Origin of the sequence: Streptomyces sp. NPDC007991 (genome assembly GCF_042958445.1) — a bacterium.
In the GTDB taxonomy this organism is placed as follows: domain Bacteria; phylum Actinomycetota; class Actinomycetes; order Streptomycetales; family Streptomycetaceae; genus Streptomyces.
The window spans coordinates 523,301-539,962 of sequence record NZ_JBIBJD010000006.1 but is presented as its reverse complement, the minus strand read 5'-3'; the positions used below and the strand labels follow the sequence as shown (position 1 = coordinate 539,962).

General features: G+C 70.0%; 16 protein-coding genes and 1 pseudogene. 5 read left to right on the top strand and 12 right to left on the bottom strand.

Going from position 1 to position 16,662, the window contains the following annotated elements; all coding sequences use genetic code 11:
- Window positions 1-134: 134 nt before the first annotated feature.
- Together ACFZDA_RS20090 and ACFZDA_RS20085 are read left to right on the top strand one after the other, a co-directional pair.
- The gene (locus tag ACFZDA_RS20090) at window positions 135-518 is read left to right on the top strand and encodes a peptidoglycan-binding protein (protein ID WP_391082974.1); all 384 of its coding nucleotides are present in this window, start codon (window positions 135-137) and stop codon (window positions 516-518) included.
- Window positions 519-558: 40 nt separating this feature from the next.
- Entirely contained in the window at window positions 559-1,314 is a 756-nt protein-coding gene (locus tag ACFZDA_RS20085) for an N-acetylmuramoyl-L-alanine amidase (RefSeq protein ID WP_391082971.1), read from the top strand.
- Window positions 1,315-1,318: 4 nt separating this feature from the next.
- Here ACFZDA_RS20085 and ACFZDA_RS20080 read toward each other — a convergent pair whose 3' ends face one another.
- The 4 genes from ACFZDA_RS20080 to ACFZDA_RS20065 form a co-directional block, all read right to left on the bottom strand.
- Window positions 1,319-1,636, bottom strand: coding sequence for an acetylxylan esterase (locus tag ACFZDA_RS20080; protein ID WP_391082968.1), 318 nt, complete (start codon window positions 1,634-1,636; stop codon window positions 1,319-1,321).
- Between the two features lie 410 nt (window positions 1,637-2,046).
- Window positions 2,047-2,763 carry a cellulase B precursor gene (locus tag ACFZDA_RS20075; protein ID WP_391082966.1) on the bottom strand — a complete coding sequence of 239 codons (717 nt, stop codon included), beginning with the start codon at window positions 2,761-2,763 and terminating at the stop codon, window positions 2,047-2,049.
- Between the two features lie 135 nt (window positions 2,764-2,898).
- On the bottom strand, window positions 2,899-5,268 hold the full coding sequence (locus ACFZDA_RS20070) for a xyloglucanase (protein ID WP_391082964.1): 2,370 nt from the start codon (window positions 5,266-5,268) through the stop codon (window positions 2,899-2,901).
- Window positions 5,265-5,453: a hypothetical protein gene (locus tag ACFZDA_RS20065; RefSeq protein ID WP_391082962.1), complete on the bottom strand. Its 189-nt coding sequence runs from the start codon at window positions 5,451-5,453 to the stop codon at window positions 5,265-5,267. Before ACFZDA_RS20065 ends, ACFZDA_RS20070 begins: the two co-directional genes overlap by 4 nt.
- 636 nt (window positions 5,454-6,089) lie before the next feature.
- On the opposite strand from ACFZDA_RS20065, the gene ACFZDA_RS20060 reads away from it, so the two are divergent.
- Both ACFZDA_RS20060 and ACFZDA_RS20055 read left to right on the top strand, forming a co-directional pair.
- Window positions 6,090-6,317: a hypothetical protein gene (locus tag ACFZDA_RS20060; RefSeq protein ID WP_391082960.1), complete on the top strand. Its 228-nt coding sequence runs from the start codon at window positions 6,090-6,092 to the stop codon at window positions 6,315-6,317.
- 302 nt (window positions 6,318-6,619) lie between these two features.
- Complete coding sequence (locus ACFZDA_RS20055; RefSeq protein ID WP_391082957.1) at window positions 6,620-8,005, top strand: condensation domain-containing protein; 1,386 nt, start codon at window positions 6,620-6,622, stop codon at window positions 8,003-8,005.
- A gap of 446 nt (window positions 8,006-8,451) precedes the next feature.
- Here ACFZDA_RS20055 and ACFZDA_RS20050 read toward each other — a convergent pair whose 3' ends face one another.
- From ACFZDA_RS20050 to ACFZDA_RS20020, 7 genes and pseudogenes are all read right to left on the bottom strand, one after another.
- The gene (locus tag ACFZDA_RS20050; RefSeq protein ID WP_391082954.1) at window positions 8,452-8,721 is read right to left on the bottom strand and encodes a hypothetical protein; all 270 of its coding nucleotides are present in this window, start codon (window positions 8,719-8,721) and stop codon (window positions 8,452-8,454) included.
- A 130-nt stretch (window positions 8,722-8,851) separates the two neighbouring features.
- On the bottom strand, window positions 8,852-9,934 hold the full coding sequence (locus tag ACFZDA_RS20045; protein ID WP_391082951.1) for an ABC transporter permease: 1,083 nt from the start codon (window positions 9,932-9,934) through the stop codon (window positions 8,852-8,854).
- On the bottom strand, window positions 9,931-10,863 hold the full coding sequence (locus tag ACFZDA_RS20040) for an ATP-binding cassette domain-containing protein (protein ID WP_391083265.1): 933 nt from the start codon (window positions 10,861-10,863) through the stop codon (window positions 9,931-9,933). The genes ACFZDA_RS20045 and ACFZDA_RS20040 overlap by 4 nt, the downstream gene beginning before the upstream one ends.
- Before the next feature lie 4 nt (window positions 10,864-10,867).
- A complete protein-coding gene (locus ACFZDA_RS20035) occupies window positions 10,868-11,320 on the bottom strand; it encodes a GntR family transcriptional regulator (protein ID WP_391082948.1) in 453 nt (150 codons plus the stop codon).
- 135 nt (window positions 11,321-11,455) lie between these two features.
- Window positions 11,456-11,907, bottom strand: a pseudogene (locus ACFZDA_RS20030) (nucleotidyl transferase AbiEii/AbiGii toxin family protein); the annotation flags it as partial.
- A 920-nt stretch (window positions 11,908-12,827) separates the two neighbouring features.
- Complete coding sequence (locus tag ACFZDA_RS20025; RefSeq protein ID WP_391082945.1) at window positions 12,828-13,703, bottom strand: undecaprenyl-diphosphate phosphatase; 876 nt, start codon at window positions 13,701-13,703, stop codon at window positions 12,828-12,830.
- Between the two features lie 161 nt (window positions 13,704-13,864).
- On the bottom strand, window positions 13,865-14,335 hold the full coding sequence (locus tag ACFZDA_RS20020; RefSeq protein WP_391082942.1) for a winged helix-turn-helix transcriptional regulator: 471 nt from the start codon (window positions 14,333-14,335) through the stop codon (window positions 13,865-13,867).
- Window positions 14,336-14,429: 94 nt separating this feature from the next.
- Here ACFZDA_RS20020 and ACFZDA_RS20015 point away from each other — a divergent pair, with 94 nt between their 5' ends.
- Window positions 14,430-15,599, top strand: coding sequence for an acetyl-CoA C-acyltransferase (locus tag ACFZDA_RS20015; protein WP_391082939.1), 1,170 nt, complete (start codon window positions 14,430-14,432; stop codon window positions 15,597-15,599).
- A gap of 49 nt (window positions 15,600-15,648) precedes the next feature.
- Here ACFZDA_RS20015 and ACFZDA_RS20010 read toward each other — a convergent pair whose 3' ends face one another.
- The gene (locus ACFZDA_RS20010) at window positions 15,649-16,440 is read right to left on the bottom strand and encodes a VTT domain-containing protein (RefSeq protein WP_391082937.1); all 792 of its coding nucleotides are present in this window, start codon (window positions 16,438-16,440) and stop codon (window positions 15,649-15,651) included.
- Between the last annotated feature and the right edge of the window lie 222 nt (window positions 16,441-16,662).

Genomic DNA, 16,662 nt, shown 5'->3' with positions numbered 1-16,662 from the left:
CACGCGCACAGGGGCGCCCGGCGTCCGGGGCCCATCACCCGCACCCTGCACGCCGCACGATGCGACTCGCCGGGCACGCCGGCCCCTGTCCTTCGACCTGCCGACCGACCGCCACCCACGTTGGGGAAGACACCATGCGCACCCGCACCCACCGCCCGGCCCTCGTCTGCGGCTCCGCTCTGCTGGCGGCCGGCGGCCTTCTCGTCGGCGGTTCCATGGCGAGCGCCGTACCGAGCGCCACAGCGGCCGAGACCAACTGCAACCACATCGACGACGCCGCCCGGCCCACGGTCGAGCCCGACGACACGGGGGACGCGGTCCGCCAGGTGCAGTGCCTCGTCAATTTCTACAGCGGCTATCCCAACTGGCTTGAGGAGGACGGAAGTTACGGCCCCAGGACGCTGGCGGGCGTCCACTGGGTGCAGACCTGCAACGCCACCGTGGGCGGCCCGGACGGCATCGTCGGCCCCAGCACATGGTCGCGCCTCTACACCCCCAAGCCCGAGTGCTCCCTGTAGCCGAGCCCGCGAACCCGCGCATCCCAGGAAGGACCACACGATGAGGCTTTCGGACTTCTCCGCCGCCCGGGGCACCGGACAGTCGGCTCCCCTGTTGCGCCGGCGCACGCTCCTGACAGCTGCCGGAGCCGCGGCCGCCCTGACCGCCGTGTCCCGTCCCCCGTCGGCCGCGGCCGACGCACCCGCCGCGTACCCGCTGCTGACCCGCAGGGACTGGGGCGCGGACGAGTCACTGCGCTTCGCCGCCGACGGCACCGAGCTCTGGCCGCCGCAGTACTACCCCGTCCAGACGCTCAGCGTCCACCACACCGACGACGGCAGCACCGGCCTGGAGCCGGCCGCACTGGTCCGCGCGATCTACCGCACCGCCGCCGGCCAGTACGGCGACATGGGCTACAACTACCTGATCGACGAGAACGGCCGGGTGTACGAGGGGCGTTGGTCGGGCACCGACGGCACGGCCGCGCACGACGCCGCCGGGCGGCTCGTCACCGGGGCGCACATCCAGGGCTACAACTCCGGGAACATCGGCATCGCCCTCCTGGGGACGCTGACCGACAGGCCCGCGTCACCAGCCGCCCGCGGCTCGCTGGTCCAGCTGCTGGCCGAACTCGCCGAGCGGCACGCGATCGCTCCCCTGGGCAAGGTGGTCTACCGCAATCCCGTCAGCGGAGTCAGCCGCCCCGCCCCGGCCATCGGCGGGCACCGCCACTGGACGGCCACCGACTGCCCCGGCACGGTGTACACCGCCATGCCGTCGATCCGTGACGAGGTCGCCGCACTGATCGCCGGGTGACGTGTCACCGGGGGCCGGCCGGTGTGTTGGCACGGAGCAGCGCGGCTCCGACGGGGGTGAGGGTGTGCGGTACGGAGGCGGCGTGGCGGTGGCTGACGATCAGGCCGGCGTCCAGGCCGGCTGACATACCCCGCAACCCGTGAGGGGCCCTCCCGAGGTACCCCCCGGGAGGCTGGCAAGCGGGCTGAGAGCCCCTCGACACGCACGACTTGACAGGGAAGTCGTCGAGGGTGTGCTGCCAGAAGGCGTCGAAGTCGTGCGGTGCGGTCGACACCGGCCGGTAACCGACGAGTTCGTCATGGCCGAAGTCGGTGAGAGGCATGGGGACTTCTTCCTCCGGATGGGAGACGGTGAAGTGGCGGGGTGGGGGAACGTGGACAACACGCGAAGGGCGTGGGCGGTGGCCGTCACCGCCCGAGAGCGAAGCGGAACGCTGCGAGGGTGACGGAGTGGGCGTTCCAATGACGTCCGCGTCACCGCCTGCGTGACGGACGGCGTGTGCGGAGTGCAGCGAGGTGGTACTGCGGGAGGGGCGGTGGGCAGTTGGGGGTGTGCAGGGCAGGAGGATACGGTCCAGCACCTGGTGGAGGTGTTCGATGTGGGCGTCGAGCCAGGAGAAGTCGTTGCGTCCTTGCTCGGACCAGGCAGCCCGACTCTCCGTAGGGAGAGTCGGGCGGTACTTCCCGGCAGAGGGCGGCCGGTCACTCGTCCGCCCTTCTGCCTGTGGCGGTGTCAGAAGCCCACGGCGCCCCAGGAGTGGGCGGTGTAGTCACCCGGCCCGAATTCCCAGCCGGCCATGACGCTGTTGAGGTAGTGGTCGTTGGTGTAGAGGCCCTTGTTGAGGCCGTAGTCGAAGAAGGGGGTGAGGCTGCCGGACCACCAGCCGGACCTGCTCCTGTCCAGGAAGCTGAGGGTGTGGTCGCCGTTCGGCCAGCTGTAATCGTAGATGTCCCAGCTGCGGCCGCCCAGGCTGACGTTGGTCACGGTCGGGATCGCGTTGCCGTTCGCGTCGTAGCGGTCTGCCAGCGGCTGGGTGTTGGACCAGTTGAGCCAGATCATCAGCTCGGTCTTGGAGTTGCGGTTGTTCGGCTCGGGGTAGGGGTCGATGAAGATGTCGTACGTGGCGTTGTAGCGCGAGCCGGACTTCGGCCACGCCGACTGGCTGAACCACGAGTTGTTGTTGGGGTTTACGGCGCCGATCTTCTTGGGGAGTGTGGTCACCGGGGACGACCAGCCCCAGTCCTTGCCGTTGACCATGGCGACGAAGCCGGTGCCGGTCGGGGAGTTCACACCCCAGGAGTTGTCGTTGGCGTACCACGTCGAGGCGTTGCCGCCGGTCGAGTAGTGCTTGAACCAGTACGTCTGTGACGCTGCCACTGCCGAGTTCGGCAGCGTGAAGACGAGAGCCAGAGCCGCGAGAAGCGCGGCCCAGCCGATACGGAATTTCATCTGCCCTCCGGAATGTGTGCTGAGTGGGGGGATCACACAGGAGAGGAGAAGTCGGTCGTCCTGCCCTGGCGGCAGGGCGTCGTCGGTCTCCCCTTCGGGACGGCGGGTGCAGAGCGCGGTGACCGGGAGTCGGGCTCACTTCGGGTCGCCGTAGATGACTCCGCGTCCGTTGGTCCCGAAGTAGACGCGACCGTGGACCCGGGGGTCTCCGGTCATGGTGTTGCCAGTCCAGGCGTACTGGTGGCGGTCGTCGTTGATGCGGGTCCAGGTCCGGCCTGCGTCGTCGGACCGGAAGATGCCGCGCACGCCGTGGATCTTGGAGCTGGTGTAGACGGCGGGGTATTCGGCGCCGGGCGCGGCCTTGCCGAATCCGACGACGTCGCCCTCGTTCACCGCCGTAAACCTGGTGAAGGACGTTCCGGAGTCGGTCGACCGCCACAGCCCGTACGGTGTGGGGGTGGTGGGCTTGGTGGTGCCGCCGGCCAGCCAGATGTCGCCCTCGTGGCCCGGTACCGGCTTGAACCGGACGTTCCCCGCGGTGGGCAGACCGGTCGCCGCCGTGGCCTTGAAGCTCTTGCCGCCGTCCGTGCTGAGGTAGAAGACGCCGGCGTCGTAGGCGTAGAACTTCGCCGGGTTCAGCCGGTCGGAGCGTACGGGGGCTCCGGCCGGCAGCCCCTTCGACGCTGTCCAGGTCGCTCCGTGGTCGTCGGACCAGCTGACCGGCGCTCCGGCCGGGGACCAGACGATCCGCCTGCCGTCGGCGCTGATGGCGACGGCCTGGTCCTCGGCTCCGGGCCCGGTGACGCCGGCCGGCTCGCTGCGCGACGGCGTCCAGGTGTCGCCGCTGTCGGTGGAGATGGCGAAGTGCTGGGTCCAGCCGCTGGTGGGGTGGCCGACCCGCACGATCGTGTGGGGCGCCAGCTCCGCGTAGTCCAGGGCCGGGGTGCCGCCGAACGTCGGGCTGTCGTACATCTTCGGCGCCTTGCGGAAATCCGTGTGCCGGAAGCCGCCGACATCGCCGACGCCGGACAAGAGGTGCGCCGCGCCGACGGGCGGGCTGATCACACACATGACGGCGGTTTCCTCAAGGCCCTGGGCCCGCACGGACAGGTTTACCGTGCCGCCGCTGTCCCAGTCCGTGAGGTTGTCGGCGCCGTAGATCGTCGCCCCGGTTCCGTACATGAAGTGGTCGGAGTCGAAGGGGTCGATCTGGACGGACTCCATCATCCAGCCCAGCTTCGGTGCGATCTCGGGCAGCGACGGCGAGGCGTTCCAGGTCAGCCAGGGGGCGGCGGAGATGTCGATGTCGTAGCGCAGGGTGCGTTCGGAGTTCGCGCCCATGTCCCACGCACGGGTCCAGCTCGCGCCGCCGTCGGTGGAGCGGAAGAGGATGCAGTCGGGGGACCAGTTGACCTGGGTGGACACCATCAGGGTGTCCGGGTTCTGCCGGTCGATGGTCAGGCCGCTGTAACCCCACTTGTTGTCGTCACTGGTGGACGGGACCGGGCTGATGCGGGTCCAGGTGCCGGTGGCGGTGTCCAGCTTCCACACGTCGCCCTCGGACCCGTCGTAGGGGCCGGCGGTGTCGCTGGTCGCCAGGTACAGGTAGCCGCCGACGTGGTCGAAGACCGCGTGGTGCGGGATGAAGCCGGTGGGCTGCCCTGGTACGCGTTCCCAGGTCGCTCCCGCGTCGGTCGACCGGTACAGGATGTTGTCCTTGTCGGCGACGGTGACGTAGAGGGTCCGGGTGGCCTTCCCCGCTCTGCCGGTGCGCTTGTCGAAGACGACCTGCAGCACGCCCAGGTTGTCGCCGTTGGGGCCGTTGGTGTCGTTGGGGTCGGGGACGAAGTTGCCCGCGTTGGGGAAGTTGGTCACCTTCGCGAAAGTCTTGCCGTGGTCGGCGCTGCGCCACAGCCCGTTGCCCCCGCGCACTCCCAGGTAGAGGATCCTGTTGCGGTTGGGGTCGATCACCAGCCGCTCGCCGATGCCCCGGCCGGGCATGTTGCCGCCCAGCCGGAACGGCAGGGGAGTGGGTTTCCAGGTGCGGCCGCGGTCGGTCGAGCGCAGGATCGCCGCCATGCTCGGGTCCCATTCGGGGAGGGTGTAGGTGCCCGCCGCCAGGTAGAGGCGGTCGGGGTCGACCTCGTCGGTGGCGATGCTGATGATGCCGGTGTGTCCGTACTCGTCCCAACCGATCCAGTCGGTGAGGGGAATCCACCGCCGGGACGCCGTGTCGAGGCGGTAGGCGCCGCCGATGTCGGTACGGGCGTACACCAGTCCGGGTTCGCACTGGTTGAAGACGATGCCCGTGACGAAACCGCCGCCGACTATCTCCGCGTTGCGGAAGGTGTAGGGCGTGTGTCGGACCTTCCCGGCCGCGTGGGCGGACGCGGCGGACCCGGCGGATGCGCCTGAGGCAGTGGAGGGGGCGAGCACAGGGAGTGCAGCCGCGGCCGCACCGGCGGCCAGCAGGCCTCGGCGGGAGAGGTGCGGGGCATGGGTCATGACGGGTCCTTGCCTTTCGGGTGCGCGGGAAAAGTCAGGTAACCCGGCTCCGTGACAGCTCCGTTGGGGAGTCCGACGGACGCGATGTCCGGATTGCCGACCGTGCTGGGGCCGTGGGCGGGCAGCGCGGCGGTCAGCTCCTTCTTGCTGCTCAGGACAGCTCGGCGGTTCGTCTCGAGGCTCATGCCGTTTGCCGCCCTTCGTTTTCGTGAGACCCGACCGGCGGCCGGCCGACGCTGAGTCGCCCGAGGGTGAGTCCGGACTGGTGGTGGGAAAGCTGCGTCGATGCGCTTCGATGTTTCGGTGAGACTAAGACCGTGTTTCCGGGCACGACAACGGGCCGTCCAGGTCACTTTCCGGTAACAGGCGCGGCCAAGGGTGATTGGCCGCTCCGGCCTCCATGCGGCTTTGACACAGGTGAACTGGCCTCTGGGTGAACTCTCAGAGAGGGACGTCAACGCTCGAAGAACGGCTTGCGGTGGCTGGACGACACATGATTGACGACAGGGCTCAGCGCGAGATCAAACGTCGAAGCGCTTCGACGTCATGACATGCAATCGAGGAAAGCCGTATGCCGCCCCCGGCCCGCAGTCACTCACGCTTCCCACGCCTTGCCTTCTCCTTCGATGAACGGCAAGGGACATCTCAGGTGAGTGCCGCCGCCCCGCCCGAGCCGCCCACCGACGACCTGCCGTTCCACGACCCTGCGCCTGCTCCCCCTCGCGCAGCGAGTCGACGACCTGATCTCCCGGCTGACGCTCAATGAGTGCATCGGTCGACCTGGGCGGCCCGGCAGACGGACCGCGCGTCATCACGCCGAGGTGTCCCGCGCGACGGTGGAGGACGCGACCGTCGAGTTGTACGCCGACGGCGATCCCGGTACCGGCACCTTGCCCGCGGGCCTCCACCTCCCTGCGGGTACCGACGGCCGGAACGACTGGAGCCCGGTCGGCGCGCCGACGCCCGCGGAGGTGGCCGGGGTGCACGATCTGCATCTCGTTCTGCGGCGCGGTCTCCATCTGGCCGCTGTCGCCGGCGCGAAGCGGTGAAGATCGGTGGGACGCGGTGACAACCGGTGGGACAGGGTGACAACCGGTCTGACACGGTGACGGCCGGACGCGGCAGAAACGGTCCCCGGTGCCGCGTTCCATGCCTTCCGAGCATTGACGCACGCGGTCCGCGTGAACCTATCCTCTGCCTGAAGATGGGGCGCCCGCGCTCCGGCCGCGTCGTCGTACCGTCGTACGGCGTGGGGGATCGGGGGCCTCCACGCCATCCTGTCGGCGGACTTGCGGCACGCACTACGAGACGCGGCGCGCCGCCGACGTAGCGGAGGAGGGCCGGGGCGGGTATGCGACAGATCGCGCGCCATGACGTCGTCTTCGTCGCCGGCACCGCTGGAGAGCACGAACTGACCTGGTCGCAGAAGGCCCATGAACGCGAAGGATGCCACCCCCATCTCCACGGACCCCGCAACAGGAACGTACGGATGGGGCGGGCACTCGACGGCACGCCCGACATGGCCGCGGTGCTGCATGCCTTCGCCGTGGTCATGGCCCACTTCGAGGCGCTGCGCACGCTGTATCCACCTGACGCGGAGGGGCACCCGCGCGCGGTCATCGTGGCCTCCGGGGTGTTCCAGGTCGACGAGTACGCCTCCGACGCCCCGCCGACCTACGACGAGCTGAGCGCCTTCACGTTCCGGCTGGCCGAGCCCGGATTCGCCCCGGACGACCTGCCGTTGCGGGCCGCCGTCGTCACCGTGGACGGCAGGCCCATCCACATCGCGCTGTCCTTGCACCACTTCTCGGCGGACACGACGGCCGCCCGGATCGTGGCCGAAAACATAGCCCAACTGGCCGCCGATCCGGGCGCCGACCTCGGCTCGGGGTGGCAGCCGCGGCAGATCGCGAGCTTCGAAGCCAGCCCTTCGGGGCAGCGGCACGCCCATCGTGTCGACACCTATGACCGGGCCATGCTCCGTCAGTCCGCCATGCCCGAACTCCTCGCGCCCGCGAGCCGCGACGGGGACGCCGTCTACAACTTCGTATGCCTCGACTCGGCGGCGGTCGCGCTCGCGGCAGCCCGTCTGTCGAAGCAGTACCGGACATCCGTGGCCGCCGTCCTGCACGCCGCATACGCGTGCGCGCTCGCCGAGCACCTCGGCATCGGCAACTGCGTGTTCAACACCGTGATGGCCAACCGGCAGACCGCCTTCGCCCGCGAGGCGGTGGCCCATATCGCCGGCAGGGCCCTCGTCCCGGTCGACACGTCCCTGGGCAGCGACCGGTTCCCGGCGCTGTGCCGGGGCGTCGACGCGGCACTCGTCAGATCCTCCTCCGTCAGCCTGCGTGAGCCCGACCGCTACGCCAGGTCCCTGGACGAGGTCTCCGCCGAACTGGGCCGCTCCGCACAGAACCCGTACGTGGTCAACGTCCGCCCCATAGCGCCCCGAACGCTGATCCGGGCTCGCGCGGCCAGCGCACAGCAGGACCTCGAACGAGCCATGGCATCCAGCCGCTACCGCCGATTCCCCAAACCCGTCGACACGAACTCCGGAAAGCTCTGCTTCGACGTGTGGGGTATGTCCGAGACGGCCGGAATCAGTCTCGGGACGGATGCGAGGTCCTTCAGCGCGACGGATCTCGAACAGATACTCCTCTCCTTCGAGAGGCGGCTGGTCGGAGCCGTGATCGGCGGTCACGCCGCACGGAGCGGCTCCTCCGCCGGCGCGTAGAGACGCGGCGAGGTGTGGATGGCGGACGTCGAAATCCGGCTCTGCCTGGAGGAACCGGGTCGGTCGGGGCCGGCGCTCCGCCGGTCGATCCACGCTACGGCCCGGCTCGGGGGTGACGTCCCCGGCCCTCCCCGCCCGCGCCGGTTCCCGATGGTGCGCCGCAGGTACCGGGGCCGAGGACGTCTCCGGGCCGAACCTCGGTGCCTCGGGAGGCATACGCGGCCAGCGCGTGCCGTACGGCAAGCCCGCCCGGATCTACTCTGCGCACCGCCGTACGGTGCTCGTCCTCGCTGTCCTGCCGCGTATGAGCCGGCCACCGCGGGTGCCGTCCCCGGCCGTGCCCGCCACGGATGTTTCTCCCGGGATCTGAGAGGGTGTTACGTGAGTTTACGTCCGTTTCGCACTTTTGGGAGGGGGTGCGGGCCGGCCGCGACGTCGCCGGGCGGTTACGGCTGCGGCTGGGTGAACAAGCGCTGCTCGGTCTCGGCCGGGATCCCGCGCTCGGCGAGCCGCTTGAGCTTCAGGCGGGTGTTTTTGATGTTGTTGGGCGAGGTCTCTAGGTCCGTCGCCTCGCACACCTGCCGCGCCCGCAATGGCGTGTCGACCGTGGCGAACACCGTCATGATCTGCTGGTAGGCCGGATGGCCCGAGGCGGCGGTGCTGCCCGGCGATCCAAAGGTGCCGGCGGCGGGGCCCTCGTTGCCGGCGGCGATCACGAAGAGGGCGGTGGAGGTGAGCAGGGGGTGCGCCGAAGCCTCACCCGCTCGCCTCCTTCGGCGATTCCACACATGCCTTTCTCTCCGCTCTTTCCCGCATATCGGGCGGTGCGGGGGGGCGAACGGCTACTCAGACGAGCCGCTTACGACCCCAGATGAAGAGGAACGCCACGACGCAGGCCGTCAGGGCGAACAGAATCGAGGCCCCGAACCACTGCATTCCGCCCATCTGCGATATGGGGATGTAATCCACCGACGCACCGACGATGTCCGCCTTCTTCATACAGAGCTCAATCCCCTGCTCCATCGGCGCATCCGAACACGTGCTGACGTCGAGCAGCTTTCCGCTGCCGGTGACATACGAGGCGTCGGCCACGTACGCAGTGCGGGGCACCTCCGGAAACGTGATCCCGGTGCCGGGGCTGACAGGCTTGCTGGTGGCCGTGACGATGTTGCCGAGCGACATCGCGAAGTGGCCCCAGACCGTCTGGAGGGCGACGGTGAAACCGAGGGTCACGACCATGGCCACCAGTGTGCGGCGCAGGACCACACCGATCGCCACCCCGCCGAACACGGAGAGGAGGGTGAGGGCGACGGGCGCCGGGCCCGTGGTGTTGAAGAAGTCACTGGTGGTCCAGTCGATGTCCGCGGGGTGGAGTTTGATGGGGTTCCACCACCAGGCGAACACAACCGACAGCGTGACAGTAGCCACCACGACCAGCAGCCCGGTCAGCCCCAGCTTCGTGGCGAGCCAGCGGTTGCGGCTCACGGACTGGGCGGCGATCAGCTTGGCCGTGCCGTTCTCCAGATCGCCCGCGAGCAGCGGGGCGCCGAGGAGGACACCGAGCATGACGGGGATCGCCGTGAGACCGGTGGTGACGGAATCGAACGCGTCGATGTACGGCTGGAACTCCTTCTCCGCGTCTTCGAGGCTCTTGGCGGGAAAGCCGTAGGCGTCGAGGAAGTTCATCATCTGGCCGCGCTGGTAGACGATCCAGGCCGCGCAGAGCCCGGTGGCGGCGAGGATGGTCCAGAACGCGGCCCGGTGCTGGCGCCAGACCAGCCAGGTCATACCGCTGAGGCGGGGGCGCCGGGTGGCCTCCGTGTTGGTCGCGTTCCTGGCCTCATGCTTGGGTGCGTTCTTGGTCCCGTTCATCGTCCGGTTCGTTGTTCCGTTCTTGCCGTCGGTCGAGGGGTTGGTGAAGGTGCTCATGCCGCCACCGTGCCGGTGCCGAACGCCTGGCCCTGGACCTGGGCGGTGGGGGTGATGAGTGGTTGCGCGTCGGGAGAGCGGAGATAGGCGAGCAGGAGTTCCTCCATGTTCGGGGCGGCTACCTCCCAAGGGCCGGTAGCCGGGCCCTCCGGGCGGATGAGCGCGGTGAACTGCCGTCCGCTGGTCCGGGCCTCGACGAGGGTGTGGTAACCGAGGCCGGCGGGCAGGCCCTCGCCCTCCCTGGCCCCGGTGACCACGGTGTGCGCGGTCATCAGCTCATCCACGTCGCCGGCGAGGCGCACTCCGCCGCCGGAGACGACGACGAGGAAGTCGCACACGTTCTCCAGTTCGGCGAGGACGTGGGTGGACATCACCACGGTGGTGCCGCGCTCGCCGGCCTCGGCGAGGAGGGTGCCCATGAGTTCGTGGCGCACGACCGGATCGAGGTCCGACATCGGCTCGTCGAGCAGCAGCAGGTCGGGGCGCTTGCCGAAGGCGAGGGCGATGGCGACGCGGGTGCGCTGGCCACCGGAGAGGGTGCCGATCTTCGCGTCGAAGGGCACGTTGCCCGCGCGGACGATGTCCTCGGCGGCGCGCTGGTCCCAGCTGGGGTTCAGCTCCCGCCCCAGCCGCAGGGTCTCCGCCACGGTGAAGCGACGGAACAGCGGCTTCTCCTGTGCGAGGAAGGCCGTACGCCGACCGGACTCCACTGAGCCCGGTGCCTCGCCGAACAGACTGAGCGAGCCCTGCGTCGGCTTCAGGACATGGGCCGCGATGTTCAGCAGCGTGGTCTTGCCCGCCCCATTGGGGCCGACCAGCCCGCAGATCCTGCCCGCCGGAAGCCGGAAGGTGCAGTCCCGCAGCGCCCAGCCCCGCCGGTAGCGCATCCCCAGTCCGTGCGCCTCGAGCGCCGGTTCCCCCGCGTACATGACGTCACTCACCTGTGCTCCTCGTTGTCGTGGCCCCCGAGACCGCCGTGGTCCCGGGGGCGTACTGCTTCTCCAGCGCCGACGCGACCAGCGCGGCCACGTCCTCCTGCTCCAGACCGGCCCCGGCCGCCTTCGACATCCACGCCACCAGCTCCCCGTACAGCGGCGAGTCGGTGCCCGTCTCGGGGCGGCCCAGCGTGCGGCGTACGAAGGTGCCCTGGCCCGGTCGCGGTTCGACCAGGCCCTCGCGCTCCAGCTCGCGGTACGCCTTGAGGGTGGTGTTCGGGTTGACCGCGCTCGTCTCGGCGACGTCCTTGGCGGTGGGCAGCCGGTCGCCCGGCACCAGTACGCCCAGCCGCAGGGCCTGCTTGGTCTGCTGCACGATCTGCTGGAAGGCGGGGACCCCGCTCCGCCTGTCGATGCGGTACTCCACGGCCACCACTCCCTCCATCATCATTCCACTAATCAGTTAGTGGAATGATGATGGAGGGAGTGGTGGCAGTTGTCAACGGGGTCCGGGAACGGGCCGGAAAGAGACCAGGAGAGCCGTGGTCGAGGACGGGTCCGCAACTCCGGCATGCTGGTCGTGTGCCTCGAGATCGGCGGTGTTCCAACGGCGGGAGGCTGCGAACACGTCGATCAGGTCACGGGGCGTTCCGCGGTCGGCGAGGGCGGGACCTTGGTCCGATCACGTCCTCCTCCGCGAGGACGGGCCCGTACGGGCTCTGGGCGACCGGCCGCCAGAAGATCTCCTTGAGGATGTCGACTTCGCATCCCGGTGGCCGGGTCGGTCACGGTGAAGCGGGCGGACAGCGGGGCGGTCTCCAGCGCGTGCACCTTCCAGCCGCGGGCTTCCAGGCCGGCGCGGAGCGTGGCGGCGATGTCGGCCATGGGCGCCGGGTTCTCGGTGGCGACATCGAGGTCCTGGCTGGGGCGGTTCACGAGGCGGTGCGCCCGCACGGCCTACCCGCCGGTGAGGACCAGGGGATACGGGGAGCCGAGGGCGATCACATCCGCCAGGAGCCGCGCGTGCAGCTCCGGCATGTCCGTCACGCGACCGCCCGGGTGCGCGAGGCGAGCTCGGGAAGGCGTCCTCCCATACGGCGCGCACGGTGCGGCCGACGAGGGTGCGCAGCACCGGCCACAGCTGGAGGAGCAGGTCCTGGTTGAGGTAGCGGGGCAGGTCGTCGTGCAGACCCTCATGCAGGACAGTGCGGTACAGGCCCATGCGCTGGCGCGGCTTGCCCAGGTCGTACGAGGTCATCCCGGACCAGGCCATGTGCAGCGGCAGCTCGACGACCCCCTGGGTCGGGCCGTGCAACTCGTCCAGCGCCTCCGGCAGACGGCACCGGAACTTCTCCCGGCACAGCGCGAGGTCCTCGGCGTCCGTGCCCGAGAGGTTCTTCGACGCGGGTGCGGGGTGGTGCGGGCTGGAGGGCATGCCTCCCATCATGGCGGCAGCTTCCCACTCGCCGAGCAGCCCGACGCGGCCGATCACCGGCCGACATCCACCGGCAGGAAAGTCGGCACCTCGGACTCGGCAACTGGACCGGCTCCGGCAAGCTCTTGGGCCTGGCCGGCCACGGCAACCCCGACCGCTACACCCTCGGCTTCCTCACCGCCCGCGCTGGCGGCTCGTCGAGAAGCAGCTGAGCGACGTCATCGTGACGGCCGCAGTGGCACTTGCCACCATCAGCACGGACCCGGAGAAGGCGCTCGCCGGCCGTGTCCAGGGCCTGCTGGCGCGCCTCAGCCTCGACTGACCCGGGCCGGCCGCCACGCAGAAGGGCCCGCACAGCTGCTGCTGTGCGGGCCCTCCTTTCTGCTCCCGACTTTGCAGGTGCGCACTTCTGGCTGATCGTCTCCCGGTCTCCTGAGTGGGAGACAAGTGGGAGACGATCATGGCGTGATGCTGCAATCAGGCGCTAGGAAATGCTGGATAGCGCTACCTGTGTGGCCCTGGTTCAGCCCGCCGACTCGGCCGCGTGCGGGCTCAGCGCGCCCATGCTGACCAGGGCGATGATGAGGATGCCGAGCGCGATCCGGTACCAGACGAACGGCATGAAGCTCTTGGTCGAGATGAACTTCATGAACCACGCGATCACCGCGTAGCCGACCGCGAAGGCGATGACCGTCGCGAAGATCGTCGGCCCCCACGAGACATGGCCGCCCTCCGTCGCGTCCTTGAGCTCGAAGATGCCGGAGGCGAGCACCGCCGGGATCGCGAGCAGGAAGGAGTAGCGGGCCGCGGCCTCGCGCTTGTAGCCCATGAACAGGCCGCCGCTGATGGTGGCGCCGGAGCGGGAGACGCCCGGGATGAGCGCCATGGCCTGGCAGACGCCGTAGATCAGGCCGTCCCGTACGCCCAGGTCCTCCAGGGCCTTGCGCTGCTTGGGCGCGCGGTGCCGGCCGCCGCTCTCGTCCCGCGCCGCGAGCCGGTCGGCGACGCCCAGGACGATGCCCATGCCGATCAGCATCGTCGCGGTGATCCGCAGGTCGCGGAAGGGCCCCTCGATCTGGTCCTTCAGCGTGACGCCGAGCACACCGATCGGGATCGAGCCGACGATGACCAGCCAGCCCATCCGCGCGTCCGGGTCGCCGCGCAGCTCCTTGTTCGTGAGCGAGCGCGTCCACGCCGAGATGATCCGCCCGATGTCCTTGCGGAAGTAGATCAGCACGGCGGCCTCGGTGCCGATCTGGGTGATCGCCGTGAAGGCTGCGCCCGGGTCCTCCCAGCCCGAGAACGCCGCCGTCAGGCGCAGGTGCGCGCTGGAGGAGACGGGGAGGAACTCGGTCAGCCCCTGGACGAGTCCGAGGATGAGTGATTCGAACCAAGACATGAGGTAGCGGAGTCCAAGTGCCGATCGTGGGACGGACGACGGGCACACCGGGCCGCCGGGTGTGATGACCGGGGGATCAGATGTACCGAAGGGGAAGCGTAGCGCCCCCGGACGGCCGCTTGGACACAGGGGTTTGGCCGGTGCTCCGAGGCAGGGCGGGCTCAGGCCGCCGTCGGTCCCGTCACCGTCCAGCCGGGCGCCTGGGGGTGGGCCGTGAGGTCCTCGTGGCGCACCTCGTCGGCGCAGGCCCGGCAGGTGACGACCGGGGTGAGGGCCCGGCCGCAGGAGTGCTCCACGACCATCGGGCGGTCGCCGTCCGTCCGCAGATGGCGGTCGCCCCAGGCCATGAGGGTCATCAGCACGGGCTCCAGTTCCAGCCCGGCCCGGGTGGGCTTGTACGTGAAGCGCTGCGGGCGCTCGCTGTAGGGCTGCTTGACCAGGATCCCGGCGTCGACGAGCCGGCGCAGCCGCGTGGCGAGGATGTCGCGCGGTGCGCCGATGTTGCGCACCAGCTGGTCGAAACGGCCGTTGCCGAGGCACACCTCCCGCAGCACGAGCAGCGAGTACTTCTCGCCGACGAGGGCCAGGGTGTCGGCGATGGAGCAGGGGCGCGGGTCTTTGCTGGCGGCCATGAACCTCAGTCTAGGAGAGGGTTGGAATTTCCAACCCATGGGGTTACGGTGAGTTTGGATTTCCTACTCACTGGTAGCCGTGGAGGGCCCGGACATGCGTGACGCAGTGATGGTCGAAGCCGTACGCACCCCGATCGGCAAGGGCAAGCCCAACGGCGCCCTCGCGCACGTCCACCCGGTGGAGCTCCTCGCCCACACCCTGCGCACCCTCGTCGAACGCTCCGGTGTCGACCCGGTGCTGATCGACGACGTCATCGGCGGCACCGTCGACCAGGTCGGCGAGCAGGCCATGAACACCACCCGCTACGCCGCCCTGTCCGCGGGCTTCCCGGAGTCGGTGCCCGCGACCACCGTGGACCGCCAGTGCGGTTCCTCCCAGCAGGCCGTGCACTTCGCGGCCCAGGGCGTCCTCTCCGGAGCGTACGACCTCGTCGTGGCCTGCGGGGTCGAGTCGATGAGCCGGGTGCCGATGTGGTCGAACGTGCCCGCGGGCAAGGACCCCTTCGGCCCCGGGATCGCCGAGCGCTACCCCGAGGGACTCGTCCCACAGGGCATCAGCGCCGAACTCATCGCCGCCAAGTGGTCGATCGGCCGCGAGCAGCTGGACGACTTCGCCGTCTCCTCGCACCACAAGGCCGCGGCGGCCTGGGACGGCGGGCTCTTCGACGCGGAGGTCGCGCCCCTGGAGGGTGTCACGCGCGACGAGTGCGTACGGCCCGGCAGCACCCCCGAGATCCTCGCCGGGCTCAAGCCCGCCTACTACGACCCCGGCTTCGCCGAACGCTTCCCGCAGATCGAGTGGAACATCACGGCGGGCAACGCCAGCCCGGTCAACGACGGTGCCTCGGCGGTCCTCATCACCTCCAGCGAGACGGCGGCCCGGCTCGGCCTGCGCCCGCTCGCCCGGCTGCACAGCTTCGCCGTCACCGGCTCCGACCCGCTGCTGATGCTCACCGGTGTCGTCCCGGCGACCGAGAAGGTGCTGCGCAGGGCCTCGCTGACCCTCGACGACATCGACCTGTTCGAGGTCAACGAGGCGTTCGCCAGCGTGGTCCTGGCCTGGCAGCAGGAGACCGGCGCCGACCTCGCCCGGGTCAACGTGCACGGCGGCGCCATCGCGCTCGGCCACCCGCTCGGCGCGAGCGGCACCCGGCTGACGACGACGCTGGTCCACGCGATGCGGGAACGGGGCGCCCGGTACGCGCTCCAGACCATGTGCGAGGCGGGCGGACTCGCCAACGCCATGGTGCTGGAACGGGTGTGAGCCTGGCGGGCGTAACGGTTCGTCAGGGTGTGAGCGGGCGTAACGGTGGTCAGAGCCGGCGCAGGCGGTGCCGCTTGCGCCAGGCCACCACCACGCCCGCCAGCGCGGGCAGGGCGATACAGGCCATGGCGATCAGGAAGGCGGGGGACGTCGGGGTGGAGGCGCGGGCGCCGGCGACGGCGTAGGCGGCGGTGTTCGGGATCGAGCCGAGGCCCGTCGCCAGCAGGAACGGCAGCAGGCCCATGCGGGAGAACGAGGCGCAGTAGTTCGCGGCCCAGAACGGCACACCGGGGAAGAGCCGCACCACCAGCATCGAGCGGAAGCCGTGCCGGCTGAGCTGGCCGTCCGCGGCCTTCAGCCAGCGCCCGCGCAGCAGCGGCCGCAGGGCGTCCTGGCCCAGCGCGCGGCCCAGACAGAAGGCGATCCCGGCACCGAGCACCGTGCCGGCCAGCGCCACGCCGGTGCCCAGCTGCGAACCGAACAGCGCCCCCGCCGCGAGGTTCAGCAGCGGCCTCGGCACGAACGCCACCGTGCACACGCCGTACGCCACCGCGAACACCAGCGCCGCCATGGCTCCGCCGAGCTGCGGCGGCCAGCCCTGCGTCAGCAGCCGCTGCGGCTCGAACAGCAGGACCCCGCACGCGCCCGCGGCGAGCAGCGCGACGAGCAGGGAGAGCCTCGACCACGGGGACAGCAGAACTCTCGTGCAGCGAGCGGTGAAACCGGTGGGCGGGACGGGCGAGGCGGTCGTTGCCGAGGGAACGGCGACGGCGAGCTCCGCGGTGCTGGCCCGGGGAGAGGCCGTGGCGGTGCCCCCAGAGCGGGTGGTGGCATCGAGCATCCGGTGACACTAACCGACATATGTGTGTGATCGCCGTATGGTTCGTCTCACCAGCGTCACAGACAGCCGTCCGCATCCCCGCGCGGGACCGACCGAGCGGCGCCGAAAACCATTCGACGTGCGGTGAAGCGTCGGCAAAGATCTGACACATGTTCCGGCACGCCTTCACCCTCGCGGCATCCGTGGTCACGGATGCCCCGAAGGCTGCCGTCGTGGTTGTCA